The following is a 16789-nucleotide window of genomic DNA, read 5'->3' as shown; positions in this document are numbered from 1 at the left end:
GGAACGTCCCGGCCTTCGTCGAGGGGTAAACGCGGGTTAGAGCCCCGCCAGGTCGCGCAGCAGTTCGGCCTTGTCGGTCCGCTCCCAGGGCAGGTCCAGGTCCGGGCGGCCGAAGTGGCCGTAAGCCGCAACGGCGCGATAGATCGGCCTCCGCAGGTCCAGTTCCCGGATGATCGCCGCCGGGCGCAGGTCGAAGTTCTCGGCCACCAGCTTCGCCAGCCGCTCCTCGTCGACGCGTGCCGTCCCGAAGGTGTCAACCCGCACCGAGACCGGGTGCGCCAGGCCGATGGCGTAGGCCACGTGCACCTCGCACTTGGAGGCCAGCCCCGCGGCCACGATGTTCTTCGCCACGTAGCGGGCGGCGTAGCTGGCCGAGCGGTCGACCTTGGTCGGGTCCTTCCCGGAGAAGGCCCCACCGCCGTGGCGGGCGATGCCGCCGTAGGTGTCGACGATGATCTTCCTTCCGGTCAGGCCGGTATCGGCGTGCGGCCCCCCGAGAACGAACCTTCCCGTGGGGTTGATGTGGTAGACCGTGTTCCTCAGCAGCTCGGGGCTGATCGAGGTCTCGATGATCCCGGTAATGACGTCCTCGCGGATCGTCTTCTGGGACACGTCGGGATGATGCTGGGTGGAGACGATGACTGTGTGCACGCGGACGGGGCGCCCGTTTTCGTACTCGACGGTCACCTGCGTCTTGCCGTCGGGGCGAAGGTAGGGGATGGACCCGTCCTTCCTGGCCGCCGCCAGGGCCCGGGCCAGGCGGTGCGCCAGAGTGATCGGCAGGGGCATCAACTCGGGGGTCTCGTCGGTGGCGTAACCGACCATGATCCCCTGGTCCCCGGCACCGATGTCGTCCCCCTGGAGGACACCCTGGGCAATGTCGGGCGACTGCTCGTCGATCGTCGTCAGCACGGCGCAGGTGTCGGCGTCGAAGCCGTACTTCGCCCGCGTATAGCCGATCTCCCGCACGGTCCGGCGCACGATGGACGGGATATCCACGTAGCAGTTGCAGGTGATCTCCCCCGCCACCAGGGCCAGGCCCGTCGTCACCAGCGTCTCGCAGGCCACGCGCGCCGCCGGGTCGCCGGCGAGAATGGCATCCAGGATGGCGTCGGAGATCTGGTCGGCCACCTTATCCGGATGGCCCTCGGTTACCGATTCGGATGTAAAGAGGTGTTTCATCGCGTCCGCCTCTCTTGTTCTTGTTTATGTGGAAATTTGCCATTTCATTTTAGCAAGAGAGGCATGCCCTGTCAATTAAACCTGCCCTGCTACGGTATAACCAGCCTCTGCCCCGGATGAATCACCGTGGTGGCCAGCCCGTTGGCCCTTTGGATGGCCTCGACCGTGGTCCCGAACCGTCGCGCGATCGACCAGAGGGAATCCCCGGGCTGGACGACATAGGTCCGCTTCCCGCCCACCGGCGGCGCCGTCCCTCCCCCGCCCGGCGAAGGGGCCGTCCCGGGATTCGCGGGGGCCGGGGTCACCGGCCCGGCCTCGGAGATCCGGATGACGACCGGCGTCCCGATCGGTACCAGGGGGTAGATGGCCTCGATGTGGTGGTTGTGCATGCGCACACAGCCCAGGGAGACCGCCTGTCCGATGAACTGGGGGGCGTTGGTCCCGTGGATGCCGTGCCCCCGGGTGGTGAAGCCCATCCAGCGCGAGCCGAAGACGCCGCCCGGGTTAAGCCGCTTGTTGACAATCACGAAATCCCCGGTCGGGGTCGGCGTAGCCGGCTTGCCCACGGCCACCGGGTAGGTCCCGCGCGAGCTGCGGCCCTCGAAGAAGGTCAGGCGGCGCGCCGCGAGGTTGATCCCGATCGTGTAAGGCGCCACCGCCGCTTCGACGGCGGCCTCGGGGTTCAGCAGGTCGTCGGGGATGCAGTCGGTGTTAAAGATCTTCCGCCAGGTCGCCCCGTCCATCAGCCCTGTGACGGGCAGGCCGGCGCTCTCCTGGAACCGCTTGACGGCCTCGACGGTCCGCTCCCCGTAGACGTTGTCCGGGGGGCCGCAGTCGAAACCGAGGTCGTTCAACTGTTCCTGCAGGTTGCCGACCAGGACCAGGTCCGACCCCGGCCCCGGAACGAAACCGTTGGAAGACACAAACGCCCACCTCCTCCCTTCATTCTATGAGGCTTATGAGGCGGGCGTCCGCTTTAAAACAGGAGTCACTTTTAAGTAGGGGGTCAGGCACTTTACTAAAAGGTTTTTTAAGTAAGGTGCCTGACCCCCTACTTAAAACCGGCGGTTTTCTTGGTGGCAGACGCCGCGCGCCAGCCAGGAGCAGCCGGCGCAGAGCGCGGGCCGCACCGGCGGCGGACAGGCGGCGGCAAACGCCGCCCGCAGCGCGGCCGCACGCATCCGCGTACCCGTGGCCAGGCCCAGCCGCGCCAGCACCAGGCGGTCGCGCCGCGCCGCCGCCTCGCCGCGCCCGCAGTCGCGGCCTTTAAGCCACGGGCAGGCCATACAGATGCCGTCGGGGCCGGCGGTGATCTCCACCATGGTTTCCGGGTCGGCCAACTCCTGTTGGACGCGCCGGAAGTTGGCAACGAAAAAGGGGCTGTATCCCAGCCCCCGGAACTGATCCAGACACAACAGGTGGTGCGCCCTCAACTTGACCACCCCGGTTTCTACCATGAGCCCTTCCTCGGCGCCAGGGCGAAGGCCGTCACGGCGGCGGCTAGAATCTTCACCAGCTCGCCCGGAACGAACGGCACCAGTCCCATCCAGAGGAGTTGCCGCGGGTCGGCCACCCCTGTCATCACCCCCAGCCAGGCAAGCCCCGGGCCGAAGAGGAGCACGAAATCGGCGACGAGCATCAAAGCGAGAAGACCGTACCACGACCGCGCCCGGACGTACCGGTCGCTGACGTGCCCCAGGAAAAGCGCCGCCAGCACGAAACCGACGATATACCCCCCGCTCGGGCCGGCCAGGACGGCGAACCCGGCGGTAGCGCCCGCAAACCACGGCAGGCCGGCTACGCCCAGGACGGCGTACAAGCCCGCGGCGATCCCGCCCCAGTGGCGGCCCAGCAGAACAGCCGTCAGGAGCACGGCGAAGGTTTGCCCCGTAATCGGCACCGGCGTCCAGGGCAGGTGAAACCTTACCTGGGCGGCCAGCCCGATAAGGCCCGCCCCGAGCATGGCCAGGGCCACCTTGTAAGGCAACGCCAGGCCTTTACGCCATTCGAAAGCGCGGTAACGATACCGTTCGAACACTAATTCCACCGGTCCATCCCCTCCCTGGATTAAAATGCTTGGCCTGATTATAGAGGGGAGTCCCTCCAATTGTCAACCATAAATTTTATTCCCCAGGTTAACAATTAAGACCGGAGCAGCCCCCGGTCTCCAAGAGAACTTTTTGCGGCACCGCCGTCCCGCCGGCCGCCCGTCATTTACCCCGCCTCGCGCCACTCCACCAGCACGGCGTCCACGCCGACCTTACGCACCTGGGACCACGGGATGACGATGTCCTTGCCGTGCCAGAGCCCCAGGAGCTTTTTCGGCCCCTGGAGGACAACGGCCCGGACCACGCCGGCCTCGTCGACGTGCATGTCCTTCACCGCGCCCAGACGCCGGCCGTCAATGATGTTGACAATGTCCCGGTCTGACAACTCGCTGGCCTTGAACACTTCTCTTCCACCTCCCCCGCCCCATGCTATGCGGGGGCGGCAAATCGCGTTACAGACCCCGTTTTAAGTAAGGGTTTTAGTAAGGGGTCAGGCACTTAACTTAAAAAATCCCCGGGGGATGCGGCCCTAGCGCGCGCGGGAAAAGGCCGCCCGGTGGAGGCGCCTGGTCAGGTTCTCCAGCTCGCGCCGTGCCAGGCCCACCTCCTCAAAGCGCAGGGCAACGCAGGCTGCGGCGTAGGCCGCCAGGCCCGCCGTGATGCCCGCCGCGACCCGCAGGGCGAGGCCGGCCGTCCCCAGGGAGGCGGCGGCCCCCGCCAGGGCCGCATCGGCGGCCTGCGCCGCCCAGGCCAGGGCGCCCGCAGCCAGCACCACCCTCGCCGTGAAGCCCAGCCAGGAGGCGTGCCAGAGCCCGGGCAGGCGCCGGTCCAGGTGCCGGACCAGGAGGAAGGTGTTCAGCAGGGCCGAGAGCACCGCCGCCAGGGCCAGCCCCCCGAGTCCCATCGGTCGGATGAGGATGAGGCTCAGGATGATGTTGGCGGCAATGTTGATCCCGAGCATGCGGACCGGGGTCTTCGTGTCCTGGAAGGCGTAAAAGCCCCGCGTCAGCAGGATGTTGGCCGCCAGGGCCACCAACCCGGAGGCGTAGAAGAAGACCGCCACCGCCGTCATCTCCGTCGCCCGCGCGTCGAAGGCGCCCCGCTCGAACAGGAGGCGAATGATCGGCGTGCGCAGGACCATCAGTCCCACACCGGCGGGGATGGTAACCAGGATGATGATCCGCATCGCACGCCGCATGGCACTGGAGACCTCGTCCAGGCGCCCCTCGGCCACCCATTGGGTCAGCGAGGGGAAGACCGCCGTGCTCACAGCCAGGACGAACAGGCTGACCGGCAGCTGCACCAGCTTGGTGGCGTAGTTGAGGGCGGCGATGCTGCCCTCGGGGAGAAGCGAGGCCAGGATGCGGTCCACGATCACGTAAGCCTGGCTGATCGAGATGCCCAGGGTGACCGGCATGACCAGGACCAGGATCTTTTGCACCCCGGGGTGCCGCCAGTCCAGACCGAGACTGAACCGGAACCCCGCCCGCCGCAGGGTGGGCACCTGTACCAGCGCCGAGAGGACCATCCCGCCCACCGTGCCCCAGGCCAGGCCACGGATGCCGAAGAGGCTGCCGGCGGTCAGCGCCGCGACGATGATCACGATGTTGTTCACCGCGCCGCTGAAGGCCGGGATGCCGAAGATGTTATTCGCGTTGAGGAAACCGGAGAACAGAGTGGCCACCCCGGCGAAGACCAGGGTGGGGAACATGATCCGGGACAGATCGGCCGCCAGGGCGGACGTCTCCGGCGGCAGGCCGGGGGCCACCACCTTTACCACCAGCGGCGCGGCCAGGATGCCGACGGCGGCGAGCACGGCCAGGACCACAAAGAGCAGGTTGATAACGTTGGCCGAAAGGTGCCAGGCCTCCCTCCGCTCGCCCCGGGCGGCGTACTCAGTGAAGACCGGGACCACGACCGCCGCCAGGGCCTGCGAAAGGATGGCGAAGAGGACGTAGGGGATCGTGTAGGCCACCAGGTAGGCATCGGTGACGGCGGTGGCTCCGAACTGGCGGGCGATGACCATCTCCCGGACGAAGCCCAGGACGCGGGAGAGCAGGTTGAAGAGGGCGATCACCAGCGTTGCCTTAAAGATCAGACGGCTTGTCGACAAGCCCTTTGCTCCATTTCCTTCCATATTAGCAGTATGTCCGAGGTTGTTCGGGCATAAAGAGGTGTATGTCCCGCTGCGGGAAGGGGATCCCGATCCCTTCCTGCTCGAAGCGCTCCTTGATGCTCATGTTGATGCCGTCGGTCACCCGCCACTGGTCGCGCGCGTCCTCGATCCAGCAACGGATGAGCAGGTTCAAGGAAGACTCGGCGAATTCCGTGAACCAGATCACCGGTTGAGGCTCCTTTAGAACCTTGGGGTGGTTCTCCAGGATCTCAAAGAGGATTTCCTTCACCCGGTGCAGGTCGGTGCCGTAGGCCACGCCGACCGGAATGCGCAGCCGCAGCCGGCTGTCGGGCAGGACGTGGTTAATGACCGTGGAGTTGGCGATGTCCTTGTTCGGGATGATTACCAGCTTGCCCTCGCGGCTCAGGATCTTCGTTGAACGGAGGCCGATGTGCAGGACATCCCCGCGCATCCCCCCGTTAATCTCGATGCGGTCCCCTTCCCGGAAGGGCCGGTCGGTGAGGATCATAAACCCGGCCAGCATATTGCTGAGGGTATCCTGGGCCGCCAGGGCCAGGGCCAGGGAGGCCACCCCGGCGGTGGCGATCAGACCGGTAATGTTGATATCAAAACGGCTGAGGATAACCGTCAGGGCCAGGAAGTAGATCACAATGGCCAGGACCTTGCGCGCCAGGGGCAAGAACAGTTCGTCGAGAGAGGTCTGAGTACGGTGGGCGATGTTGTGCAGGTACCAGTCGATGACCGTGCACAGTACGAGGTTCAGCCAGAGCGCGGCGGCCACCGCGCCCACGGCGAAGATGAAGTCGCCCAGCCAGTCGAAAACGGGGGAACCCACCCATTGGGGGAGAAGAGACAGCCGGGTCTTCGCCGCCTGGAGAATCAGGATAAAGACCAGGACGGCCACCGGCCGCCGGGAGATGATCACCAGCCGGGTGTCCAATTCGGCCCCGGCGGCCTTTGCGGCGATACGGCCCAGAATCATGGTCCAGAGCCGTCCGGCCAGCCAGCCTGCCGCAATGGCCCCGATGACGTAGATCGCGATAATCAGGCCCAGCTCGACCATGCCTCCCAGATGAAACCATCCCGCCAGGCGATCCATCATTTCGTTCAAGGTCATTGATGACCACCGCTTCCCCGTCACCTTTTCGTCACACTTCGACCTTCGGCCTTCCCTTCCCTTCCCAGTTCAAATCAGAGGCCGGCGAGTTCGAGCATCGCCCCCTGCACCTCGGCCACGCCTTCCCGGGCCGGGGCCTCGGCGTAGATGCGGAACACGGGCTCGGTCCCCGAGGCGCGCACCAGGACCCAGGCCCCGTCGTCGAGGAGCAGCTTCAGGCCGTCGATGTCCAGCCGCCCCCGGACGGTCCGCCCGGCCAGGCGCTCCGGCCGCAGCCCGGTCAGCCGTTCGAGGACTTCCTTCTTCTTTTCCGGCGTCGTGCGGACGTCGCGCCGCCCGCTGTAGAGGGGGCCGAGCCGCGCGTGGATGTCCCGCATGAGCTCCCCCAGGCCCTTCCGGTGCACGGCGGCGATCTCCGCCGCCAGCAGCCCGGCCAGGATGCCGTCCTTTTCCGGCACATGCCCCCGGATGGACAGCCCCCCGCTCTCCTCCCCGCCGACAATGCAGCCCCGGTCCATCAGGCTCTGCCCGATATACTTGAAGCCCACCGGCGTCTCGACAACCCTCGTCCCGTGCGCCTCGGCCAGCCGGTCCAGCATGTGCGTCGTGGCCACCGTCCTGGCCGCCGGGCCCCGCTCGCCCCGCGCCTCCAGCAGGTGGTAGTAGACCAGGGCCAGCAGCTGGTTCGGGGAGATGAAGGACCCGTCCCGGTCAATGATCCCCAGGCGGTCGGCGTCCCCGTCCAGGCCCAGCCCCAGGTCGGCCCCGGACGCCAGGACGCGCTCCCGCAGGGCGCCCAGCCGCGCCTCGGACGGGTCCGGCAGGGAACCGCCGAAGAGCGGGTCCCGGTAGTTGTGCAGCGCCCTAACCCGCACGCCCATTTCCCCGAGGATGCTCTCCAGGTAGCCCGTGCCCGCCCCCCACAGGGGGTCGACGACCACCGAGAGCCCCGCCCGGCCGATGGCCTCCCCGTCCACCAGCCCGCGCACGTGCTCGCCGTAGGCCGCCCGCGGGTCGATCCGGGGCGGCCTACGGCGGCCATCTGCCGGCTTCCCCGGCTCCGCGGCGCCCCCGGCCTCCCGGCGGCGGATCTGCGCCTCGATCTCCCGGGTGACCTCCGGCAGCGCCGGCCCGCCGTATTCCGGGATCCACTTGATCCCGTTGTACTCCGGCGGGTTGTGGCTGGCCGTCAGCATCACCGCGCCGGCCGCCCCGCAGTGCACCACGGTGAAGGCCGTGACCGGCGTGGGCATGGCCCGCTCGCCGAGGAGCACCTGCAGCCCGCGCCCGGCGAACACCTCGGCCGCCGCTTCCGCGAAATGCTCCGACAGGAAGCGGTGGTCGTAGCCGATAACCACCCGGCGCCCATCGCCCCCCGGATACCTTTCCAGAACGTGGTCGGCGATGGCCTGCGCCACCAGGCGCACGTTGGCGAAGGTGAAGTCGGCGGCCATAATCCCCCGCCAGCCGTCGGTGCCGAAGGAGATCCCTGCCATCCGTATCCTCCTTTTAAGTAAGGGGTCAGGCCCTTAACTTAAAGCCTACATCGCTGCTCCTTAAAATTGCCGTATGCTGCCAGGGTTATGCGTTTACCGCCGCCGCCTGATGGCAATAATTACCGGTAAAGGAACGAACCAAGGAGGTAAGTGTCGACGATGAACAAGGCGGAACTGCTGACCAAGCTCGAGCAGCGCAAGCGCATGCTCCAGGACTACCTCAAGGAGCTGGCGGCGCGCAAGGGCAAGAAGGCGGCGCAATAACAGCCGTAATTAGCACCCTGCGGGTGCGAAATTAGCGACCTTCGGTCGCGAAACCAGCCCCTACGGGGGCGAAACCGACAGGGGCAACGGCGGGCGCAGGCGGGAACCGGCGCCCCAACGGGCGGACGTAGAGGTCCGCCCTTACGCTTTTAAGGGGGCAGGCGACGTTTTTCAGCGGTCTCTCAGTATCATCTTTAAACCGGCCGTCAGATCCACCGCCGGCTCCCAACCCAGGGCGCGGCGGGCCTCGCCGTCGGCCAGGTAGCTGTGGCGGATGTCCCCCGCCCGGGGCGGAAGGTAACGCACTTCAAGGGGCCGCCCGGCCAGCGCCGAGAACCGCGCGACCAGGGTGTTGACGCTGGTCGCCCGGCCGGTGCCGACGTTGAGCGCCCGCCCGGACCCGGCCCGCGCGGCGGCCAGGTTGGCCCGTACGACATCCCCGACAAAGACGAAGTCCCGCGTCTGCTCCCCGTCCCCGAACACGTCCAGCGGCTCCCCGCGCCGCAGCCGCTCCACAAAAACGGCCACCACGCCTCCCTCACCCAGCGCGTCCTGGCGCGGGCCGTAGACATTGGCGTAGCGCAGGGCGGTCCACTCCAGCCCGTGGACGGCATGGTAAACGCCCAGGTACAGCTCGACCGTGTACTTGGATACGCCGTAGGGGGAGAGAGGGGACAGGGGATGCTGTTCGTCGACGGGAAGGTAGCGGGGGTCACCGTACACGGCGGCCGACGAGGCGTAGACCACCTTGCGCGTCCCCGCCCGGCGGCAGGCCTCGAGCAGGTTGAGGGTGCCGAGGACGTTCGTCCGGGCGTCGGCCGCGGGGTCGGCCAGCGACATGGGCACGCTGGCCTGCGCCGCGAGGTGGAAGACGACCTCCGGGGCGAAGCGCAGGACGGCCTCCCCCGCCTCGGGTCCGGCGAGGTCGGCCCGCACGAGGGACGCCCCCGGGTTGACGAAGCTTTCCCGGCCGCGGGAAAGGTCGTCAAGAACGAGCACCTCCGCCCCTTCCGTCACCAGGGCGTCCACCAGGTGGGAGCCAATAAAACCGGCCCCCCCGGTGACAAGGGCGCGCATCAGGACCTTCTCAACGCAGCGAGATCCCGCAGGTAGGCCAAAAACGGCTCCCGCAGGTCATCCCGCTCCAGGGCGAACTCCACCGTGGCTCTTAGGAAACCGAGGTTGGAACCGACGTCGTAGCGCCGGCCGCTGAAGGCGTAGCCGTAGAGGGGCTGCTCGCGAACCAACGCCCGCAGCGCGTCGGTGAGTTGGATCTCTCCCCCGGCCCCGGGCGGGGTCCGGTCCAGCAGGGGAAAGATCTCCGGGGGCAGGATGTAGCGGCCGATAATGGCCATCCGCGAGGGCGCCTCCTCCCGCCGCGGCTTCTCGACCAGGTCGGTAACCCGCCACAGCGCGGGCTCGACCTTCTCCCCCCGGATGACGCCGTACTTCTCGACGTCCGGCTCCGGGACCTCCTCAACGGCGATCACCGGCGCCCCGAGGCGCTCGTAGACCGCCAGCATCTGCTTCAGGCAGGGCACCTCGGCGCGGACGACGTCGTCGCCCAGCATCACGGCGAAGGGCTCGTTGCCCACAAAGGCGCGCGCGCAGGCGACGGCGTGGCCGAGGCCGCGGGGCTCCTTCTGCCGGACGTAAAAGATATCGGCCATCTCGCTGATGCGGCGGATCTCGGCCAGTTGCTCGTCCTTGCCGCGGCCGGCCAGGAACAGTTCCAGTTCAAAGGAGCGGTCGAAGTGGTTCTCGATGGCCCTCTTGCCCCGGCCGGTGATGATCAGGATGTCCGTGATACCTGCTGCCAGGGCCTCTTCAACGATGTACTGGATGGTCGGCTTATCGATGATCGGGATCATTTCCTTCGGCTGGGCCTTAGTGGCCGGCAGAAAACGCACCCCAAGGCCGGCCGCGGGGATGACCGCCTTTCTGACAGGTAACGCCATTGTTTACTCTCCCCTTAGTAAAAAAGCGCCCCTACATTCCGGAGCGCTTGGTGGCTTCCATTGTGTCGGGCGCTCGTGTCCAGTCCCGTCCCAGCACCCCGACCCGGTTGGCGAGGGCGATCAGCACCGTCGCCAGGATGGCCAGGAGCAACATGGCCTGGTCCGTACTGAGGAGCGTCAGGACCACCGCGCTGGCGCCCAAGACCACGTCGACGCCGTAGACGACCAGGACCGCCCCCCGGTGTGACAGCCCGATCCGCAGCAGGCGGTGGTGCAGGTGCCCCTTGTCGGGGTAGAAGATCGGCCGGTGGTTGCGCGCGCGCCGCAGGATGGCGAACGCCGTGTCGAAGAGCGGGAGGCCCAGCACGACGATCGGCACCAGCACCGAGACGGCCGTGGCGCTCTTCGCCAGGCCCATGATGGCCGTGCCGGCCAGGACAAACCCCAGGAACATCGAGCCGGTGTCGCCGAGGAAGACCCGCGCCGGGTGGAAGTTGTAGCGCAGGAAGCCCAGCGTCGCCGCAGCCAGGACGGCGGCCACGGCCACCGCCGCGGCCTCCCCCTCCGTCCAGGACACCAGGGCCAGCGTCACCGCGGCGATGATCGCCGTGCCGGCGGCGAGGCCGTCCAGCCCGTCGATCAGGTTCACGGCGTTGGTGACGGCCACCAGCCAAAAGACGGTCAACGGGATCCCCCACCAGCCCAGGGAGAGCATTCCCCCGTGCAGGGGATCGGTGACGAACTGCACCTGGAGGCCGAAGGGGATCACTGCCAGCGCCGCCAGCACCTGCCCGGCCAGCTTGACCCGCGGGGGCAGGCCGCGGGCGTCGTCCAGGAGGCCGACGGCCACGATCAGGCTGGCGCCGAGCAGCAGGCCCAGCAGCTCGCGGCTGAGGGGCTGCGTAAGGAGCACCGTCAGCGTGAAAGCGGCGTAGACCGCCAGCCCGCCCAGGCGGGGCATGGGCTCCGTGTGGACCTTCCGCCGGTCGGGCCGGTCGATGGCGCCGATGTGCCGCGCCAGGCGCCCGGCCCATGGGGTCAGCAAAAGACCCAGCGTGCAGGCGCCTACCAGTGGCAGCAGAAAACCTGCCAAAGCTTCCCCTCCCCAAATGGACAAGCATCGCAGTTCGCACCCAGTTTACCTTAATCTAGGATCTCTGACAATAACCGAAAGGCCCTGCAAAATGCCCTAAAACGTCGAATTCCCCGAGTGCAATAAGGTTCTTGACGCCTAACTCCCCTTTGTGATGGCAAATAATAACTCGGCCTCGGCCGCCGTCTCGCCGTCGACCAGCGCCCGGCCCCGGCCTTTGCCCACCGTCCCGCGCAGGCGCACCAACTCGACCTCCAGCCGCAGTTGGTCGCCCGGCACCACCTGCCGGCGGAAGCGCGCGCCGTCGATCCCGGCGAAGAGCGGCAGGGCCCCCTCGAACCCCGGCAGGCTCAGCACCACCACGCCCCCGACCTGGGCCAGGGCCTCGACGATCAGCACCCCCGGCATCACCGGGTGGCCCGGATAGTGCCCCTGGAAGAAGGGCTCGTTCACCGTCACGTTCTTGATCCCCACGCCCCGCTTCCCGGGCTCCAGCTCCAGGATGCGGTCCACCAGCAGGAAGGGGTAGCGGTGGGGCAGGATCTTCTTGATACCGTTGATGTCCAGCATAGGCGGCCTCCTCAGTTTTAAGTAAGGGGTCAGGCACTTTACTTAAAAAGGACACTCGCCCCCCCCCGATCTCCGACTCTAGTCTTTCCGGCGGGCGGGCGTCTCAAGGCGCGCCCACAGGCGCTCGCCGAGCATCCATGCCGCGATCAGGCCCAGCCCGATGAGCGCCCCGAGCCACAGCCCGTTGAAGGTTCGCAGCAGGGACACCGCCAGCGGGGTGTGCAGGTGCAGGAAGGTGCTCGCCGCCGAAACCGGCCCGATGGCGGCCAGCACCGCCAGGGGCAGGTAGCGGTCGTTCCGGTAGCCCCGCCGGAGCAGCAGCAGGAGCAGCGGGTAGCCCAGGGCGAACTCCTTCGTCCGCGGCCGCACCAGGAGCACCTGGTCCAGCAGGGCGCGGACCTTCAGCTCCAGCGGCGAGATGAGGGCCTGGGCGTCGTTCCCGGTACGCAGGATGTAGATCGCCGCCGCGGCGGCCAGCACGGCGCCCGCCAGGGCCCAAACCACCCTGACCGGCTGGTTCAGGAAAGCCGCGCCGCGGGCCCACCATTCGCCCCGGCGGTCCGGGGGAAAGGCGAAATAGGCGGCCACCAGCGCCAGGGGCAGGGCGTAGGCCAGCTTGACCCCCGAGAAGGCATCGAGCTTCAACATATACTTTGTACCCCCAAGGAGGGCGACCACGAACAAGGACCCGATGAGCGCCGTGCCGACGATCAGGACCAGCCGGCCCAGGCTCTGCCCAAGCCCCAGGCCCCGCGCCGGGACCAGCGCGATAACGCCCAGGGCGGGAAAGACCACAACCGCCCCCAGGGCGGCCAGCTTTACCGCCGGGCCGATCCCGGCGGCGAAGGCCGGCGCCCACGCCGCGCCGGCCGCGGCGCCGAGGATGTAGGCCCACCGCCCGGCGCCGAACCGCTCCAGGAGCAGCACGCCGCCGGCGACGACACCCAGCCCGGCCAGCAGCGGCAGGACGCGCGGATAATGCCACGGAGGCAACGAGGAGGCCGGCCCGAGGGCCAGACCCTCGTTCCGCAGCCGCCCGGCCAGAGCGCCGATGAAGTCCAGGTTCTGTCCCACCAGGTCGGTCTGGCGCTCGGGGACGAAGAAGAGGCGCACCAGCAGGAGCCGGACGTTCCGCTCCGCGGCGGCCAGGGTATAACGGTCCAGAGCACGGGGGATGGTGTACTTCTCCATCTCCCCCTCGGAGATGGTGTGGGCCAGGACTACCCTCTTGGAAAGGCGGGCGCCGAGGTTCCAGACCCCGGCCTGGGGGGCGAACTCGATGGAGACAACAGGCACGTCCAGGCCCTCCAGTGCCCGCGCCAGGTCGCCAAGCCCGACCGGGAAGCCGGGGATAGTCTTATCATTAAAGGCCACCGCCGAGAGGTTGGGGATTTCCGCCAGGTAACGCCCGAACCTCTCCAGGCCGGCGGGAGTGGTTCCGGGCCAGGTCCGCACCTGGGGCACGATCCGCAGCCCGGCGCGCTCCACGGCCGCCAGGGCGGCGGGGTCGAAGCCCACCCCGAGGTCCTTCACCTGGCTGTACGGGGCCGGGATATCCAGGACGAAGAGGCCGCCCGCGTGGTAGAAAGCCCGGGCGGCGGGAATCTTGAAGCTGAATTGGGTGCGCAGGCGCCCGATGGTGGTCTCGTCGCGGGCGATCAGGCAGGTGTCGAGGGGACCGATACGGCCCGCCCAGAGCTGAAACCGGGGGTCGGCCAGCAGCTCGGCGCCCTGCCGGACCTCGAACATTCCGGCCAGCCGTGCATCATCCACCGAGGGCTCCTTGAAGAGGACGGTGGTCACCCCGGCGTCCTTGAAGCGCGCCAGGGTCTCGTCGATCGACATCCGTCCCAGGGCAGCCGTCTTCGCGACCTCGTCGTAGATGAGGGCGACCTCGACGGTGCGGAAGCGGGTTTCCAGGACGTGCCGTTGCCAGGCCAGGTACCCGGCGGCACAGACAGCGATGATAAGGATAAGGAGAGTGACAGTCCGGTACCACGGCTGGCGCACGAGAATACCTCCATCGAATACGGCGGCTGCGCCGCAAATTTTAAGTTAGGGGCCTGACCCCTAACTTAAAAGGCGTTAGAGCGGTGGCAGGGTGATCAGGTCACCCTGGTCCTGCGGGGGAGGGTTCTGCCCTCCGCCCTCCGGCGGCTGCTGCGGCGGCTCGGGGGTGATGATCACCTCGACGTCCCCGGGCTCCTGCCCGTTCTGGCCGCCGTTTCCGTCCTGGCCCGGCTTCTTGCCCGGCTCACCCGGCGCCGGCTCCTGCTGGGACGGCGGCAGGGTCTCCTGCGGCGGCGGGGATGGCTGTCGAGGCTGCGGCTCGGACTTCGGCTGCGGGACATCGGCGCCCGCGGGCGGCTCCTCGACGGCGCTCGCCAGGGCCACCCCGTCCATCAGCTGCGCCGCCGCCTGCCGCGCCCGTGCCGGGTCGACGTACCAGTAGCTCGCCCCGTTGATGCTCAGGGGATACCCCGGCAGGGTCGAGGCCACCATCTGCACGTCATCCATCTTGCGGGCCACGCCGGCCCAGCGGGCCATCTCCCGGACGCTCATGTTCGTCTCCACGCACTCCTGCAGTTGGGGCACCAGCTTCGGCAGCTTGGTGATGTTCCGGCTCTGGACCAACTCCTGCGCCAGGGCCTTCAGGAACTTCTGCTGCTTCTCGGCGCGGGTGATGTCCCCCATCGCGTACCCGCGGTAGCGCACGTACTGCAGCGCCTTCTCGCCGTCCAGCCGCTGCACGCCCTTCTTCAGGTCGATGACGTAGCCGTCGCCCTCGCGGTGTTGCATATCCTGCTCCACGTCAAGGGTCACTCCGCCCAGGATATCCACGAGCTTCTTGAAGCCCTCGAAGTTGGTCAGCACATAGTAATCGATGGGTACGTCAAGGAACCCGGAAACGGTCTTCTGCGCCAGCTCCGCCCCCCCCAGCGCCGTGGCGGCGTTGATCTTATCCCAGCCGTGCCCGGGGATCTCCACCCGCGTATCACGGGGGATGGAGAGGATCGAAACCCGGTGCTGGCGGGGCTCGGCGCTGATGAACATGATCGTGTCGCTCCGCGTTACGGTCTCGCCCTTCCGCGCGTCAACCCCCAGGACCAGGAGGTTCATCCGCCCCCGCGGGAATCCGTCCTCATCGCCGCCGGCGTTGTCGGAAACCCCGAAAGCCGGGAAGAACAACGGCAGAATGACGTTGGCCGCCGCCCAGTATATGCCGGACCCGGCAACGGCCACGGCCAGGACAATGGCCGCCAGCCGGGGCCAGCTACGAATCTTGCGCATTTCTCAGTCCCTCGCTACTTGATTTCGGCCCTGCCGCGGTACATGACCACGATGTCGGTCACCGCCCTGAACCCCCGGCCGTCGGCGCGGGGCACCAGGCAGAGGTGGTTGGCCGGCACCGCCGCCCCCGCGGCCAGGTTCCCGCCGCTCGTCAGGTCGGGTAACCCGGAGCCCGTTGGGTCGATAACGCCGGCGCGCCCCGCCCGCAGGATCAGTTCGCTCCCCGCGCCGGCCGCGAGGTTCTTCCCCGCGGCGACGCTGACGATCTTCCACTCAAGGGCCGGCCCGCCACCGGGCACGTGCTCCTCGAAGTATTTCTCCACGTATTCGTGCACGTAGCTCTGCGTCACCAGGGGGTCGGACGGCGTCCCGGGAGCGCCGCCCCCTCCGGCCGCAACCCCGGTGTAGATCAGGAGGAAAAGCCCCCCGCCGGCCGCCAGCCCGGTTAGGGCCAGGAGAATTCTGCGGGACATCGTCATCCCCCTTCCTTTCCCCCGTTGTTCGACACCAGCCCCGCCATTCCTTTCGGGAAAACTTTTCTAACCCAAAGGCCGACGACCGCTACAGCAGGTCCCTTACCAACTCCGCCGTACGTTCCGCCTCCGCCGCCAGGGCGGGCACCCGTTCCCGTACCCGGTTCTGCCAGGCGTCCCGGTTCGCCAGGGCCAGGTCCACCGCCCGCGCCAGGGCCTGCGGTTCGGGCCGCGTCACGCGCGCTTCCGGGGGCAGCCCGAGGCGGTCCAGGAAGCGGCCCACCTTCGGGTCGTAGACCAGCCCCACCGGCGCCAGCCCGCAGACCGCAGCAAAAATGAGGAAATGCAGGCGCATCCCCACCGCCAGGCCGAGGTGCGCCGTCACCCCGAGGAGTTCACGGAATTCAAGCCTCTGTTCAACCACGGCCGCCGGCGCCCGGCAGAGTTCCGCCACCCGGCGGCTCATTTCCAGGTCGGTCGGGTGGTGGAAAGGCAGCAACACGACCCGCCACCCATTGGCCGCCAATTGGTCGCAGACTCCCGCTATCGTCTCCAGGTAGCCGTCCTGTCCCGGCCACGCGCGGACCGAGATCCCGGCCACCGGCCCTTCCCCAAGGCCAAGGCCCCCGAGGATCTCCCGCCCGGCGGCCGTCCAGTCCGGCTCCGGCACCAGCCCCAGGACCGGGTCGGCGGTGACGATCACCGGCGGCCGGCGGATACCGAGGCCGCACAGTTCCTCCCGCGAATCCTGGTCGCGGACCGTGATCAATGTCGCCCGGTCGGCCACCAGGCGCACCAGCGCCCGCCCGGCGGCCGTGCGCAGGGGACCGATCCCCTGCGCGTAAAAGAAAACCTTCTTCCGCAGCGCGCGGGCCAGGGCGATCAGGCCGAGATAGTACGCCAGGCTCTTCAGGCTGGTCGTATCCTGCAAGAGGCCCCCGCCGCCGCTGATAAACAGGTCGGTACGGCGCATCGCCGCCGCCGCTGCGCCTCCTCCGCGGGGCACCGCCGCCACCCCGTCGGTCCGCGCCGTGTGCTCCGGGTCGGCCGAAAGGACGGTGATCTCCACCCCCGGCACCGCGCGGCGCAAGGCGCGCGTCAGGGCGTGGAGGATGGCCTCGTCGCCCGCATTGTGAAAACCGTAGTAGCCGGAAACCAGC

The 16789-nt window shown here is 68.0% G+C and carries 16 protein-coding genes; all 16 read right to left on the bottom strand.

All coding sequences use genetic code 11. The features are described from left to right. Positions 1–36: 36 nt before the first annotated feature. Positions 37–1182 (bottom strand): methionine adenosyltransferase, encoded by a 1146-nt coding sequence (metK, locus tag QMC81_08010; protein ID MDI6907414.1) that lies wholly within the window; start codon positions 1180–1182, stop codon positions 37–39. Positions 1183–1271: 89 nt separating this feature from the next. Further along, complete coding sequence (locus tag QMC81_08005) at positions 1272–2105, bottom strand: L,D-transpeptidase family protein (GenBank protein MDI6907413.1); 834 nt, start codon at positions 2103–2105, stop codon at positions 1272–1274. Between the two features lie 132 nt (positions 2106–2237). Next, a complete protein-coding gene (locus tag QMC81_08000; protein MDI6907412.1) occupies positions 2238–2639 on the bottom strand; it encodes a DUF1284 domain-containing protein in 402 nt (133 codons plus the stop codon). Further along, a complete protein-coding gene (locus tag QMC81_07995) occupies positions 2633–3229 on the bottom strand; it encodes a biotin transporter BioY (protein MDI6907411.1) in 597 nt (198 codons plus the stop codon). Before QMC81_07995 ends, QMC81_08000 begins: the two co-directional genes overlap by 7 nt. A gap of 167 nt (positions 3230–3396) precedes the next feature. Beyond that, positions 3397–3633, bottom strand: coding sequence for a YlmC/YmxH family sporulation protein (locus tag QMC81_07990; GenBank protein ID MDI6907410.1), 237 nt, complete (start codon positions 3631–3633; stop codon positions 3397–3399). A 126-nt stretch (positions 3634–3759) separates the two neighbouring features. Then, positions 3760–5343: a murein biosynthesis integral membrane protein MurJ gene (gene murJ, locus QMC81_07985; protein ID MDI6907409.1), complete on the bottom strand. Its 1584-nt coding sequence runs from the start codon at positions 5341–5343 to the stop codon at positions 3760–3762. Positions 5344–5368: 25 nt separating this feature from the next. Continuing rightward, positions 5369–6484, bottom strand: a complete 1116-nt coding sequence (locus tag QMC81_07980) for a mechanosensitive ion channel (GenBank protein ID MDI6907408.1) — start codon at positions 6482–6484, stop codon at positions 5369–5371. A gap of 74 nt (positions 6485–6558) precedes the next feature. Beyond that, on the bottom strand, positions 6559–7980 hold the full coding sequence (locus QMC81_07975) for a phosphoglucomutase/phosphomannomutase family protein (protein MDI6907407.1): 1422 nt from the start codon (positions 7978–7980) through the stop codon (positions 6559–6561). Positions 7981–8415: 435 nt separating this feature from the next. Next, positions 8416–9321, bottom strand: coding sequence for an NAD-dependent epimerase/dehydratase family protein (locus tag QMC81_07970; GenBank protein ID MDI6907406.1), 906 nt, complete (start codon positions 9319–9321; stop codon positions 8416–8418). Continuing rightward, entirely contained in the window at positions 9321–10202 is an 882-nt protein-coding gene (galU, locus tag QMC81_07965) for a UTP--glucose-1-phosphate uridylyltransferase GalU (protein ID MDI6907405.1), read from the bottom strand. The genes QMC81_07970 and galU overlap by 1 nt, the downstream gene beginning before the upstream one ends. Positions 10203–10233: 31 nt before the next feature. Beyond that, the gene (locus QMC81_07960) at positions 10234–11295 is read right to left on the bottom strand and encodes an MraY family glycosyltransferase (GenBank protein ID MDI6907404.1); all 1062 of its coding nucleotides are present in this window, start codon (positions 11293–11295) and stop codon (positions 10234–10236) included. Between the two features lie 138 nt (positions 11296–11433). Further along, positions 11434–11865 (bottom strand): 3-hydroxyacyl-ACP dehydratase FabZ, encoded by a 432-nt coding sequence (fabZ, locus tag QMC81_07955; protein MDI6907403.1) that lies wholly within the window; start codon positions 11863–11865, stop codon positions 11434–11436. Positions 11866–11943: 78 nt separating this feature from the next. Then, a complete protein-coding gene (locus QMC81_07950) occupies positions 11944–13875 on the bottom strand; it encodes a DUF5693 family protein (protein ID MDI6907402.1) in 1932 nt (643 codons plus the stop codon). Between the two features lie 75 nt (positions 13876–13950). Further along, complete coding sequence (locus tag QMC81_07945) at positions 13951–15156, bottom strand: LCP family protein (GenBank protein ID MDI6907401.1); 1206 nt, start codon at positions 15154–15156, stop codon at positions 13951–13953. A gap of 14 nt (positions 15157–15170) precedes the next feature. Next, a complete protein-coding gene (locus tag QMC81_07940; GenBank protein ID MDI6907400.1) occupies positions 15171–15629 on the bottom strand; it encodes a hypothetical protein in 459 nt (152 codons plus the stop codon). Between the two features lie 88 nt (positions 15630–15717). Beyond that, a partial coding sequence (csaB, locus tag QMC81_07935; protein ID MDI6907399.1) for a polysaccharide pyruvyl transferase CsaB occupies positions 15718–16789 on the bottom strand: 1072 nt, incomplete at its 5' end.

The sequence above is a fragment of the Thermoanaerobacterales bacterium genome (genome assembly GCA_030019475.1).
Classification (GTDB): domain Bacteria; phylum Bacillota; class Desulfotomaculia; order Desulfotomaculales; family JASEER01; genus JASEER01.
Note: the sequence above shows the minus strand (reverse complement) of the source record. Positions and strands in the feature narration are given on the sequence as shown.

Bases quoted from the DNA above. Each gene is read 5' to 3' on its own strand.
- metK (MDI6907414.1), bottom strand. From the start codon at position 1,182: ATGAAACACCTCTTTACATCCGAATCGGTAACCGAGGGCCATCCGGAT.
- QMC81_08000 (MDI6907412.1), bottom strand. From the start codon at position 2,639: ATGGTAGAAACCGGGGTGGTCAAGTTGAGGGCGCACCACCTGTTGTGT.
- QMC81_07980 (MDI6907408.1), bottom strand. From the start codon at position 6,484: ATGACCTTGAACGAAATGATGGATCGCCTGGCGGGATGGTTTCATCTG.
- QMC81_07975 (MDI6907407.1), bottom strand. From the start codon at position 7,980: ATGGCAGGGATCTCCTTCGGCACCGACGGCTGGCGGGGGATTATGGCC.
- QMC81_07970 (MDI6907406.1), bottom strand. From the start codon at position 9,321: ATGCGCGCCCTTGTCACCGGGGGGGCCGGTTTTATTGGCTCCCACCTG.
- galU (MDI6907405.1), bottom strand. From the start codon at position 10,202: ATGGCGTTACCTGTCAGAAAGGCGGTCATCCCCGCGGCCGGCCTTGGG.
- fabZ (MDI6907403.1), bottom strand. From the start codon at position 11,865: ATGCTGGACATCAACGGTATCAAGAAGATCCTGCCCCACCGCTACCCC.
- QMC81_07945 (MDI6907401.1), bottom strand. From the start codon at position 15,156: ATGCGCAAGATTCGTAGCTGGCCCCGGCTGGCGGCCATTGTCCTGGCC.
- QMC81_07940 (MDI6907400.1), bottom strand. From the start codon at position 15,629: ATGTCCCGCAGAATTCTCCTGGCCCTAACCGGGCTGGCGGCCGGCGGG.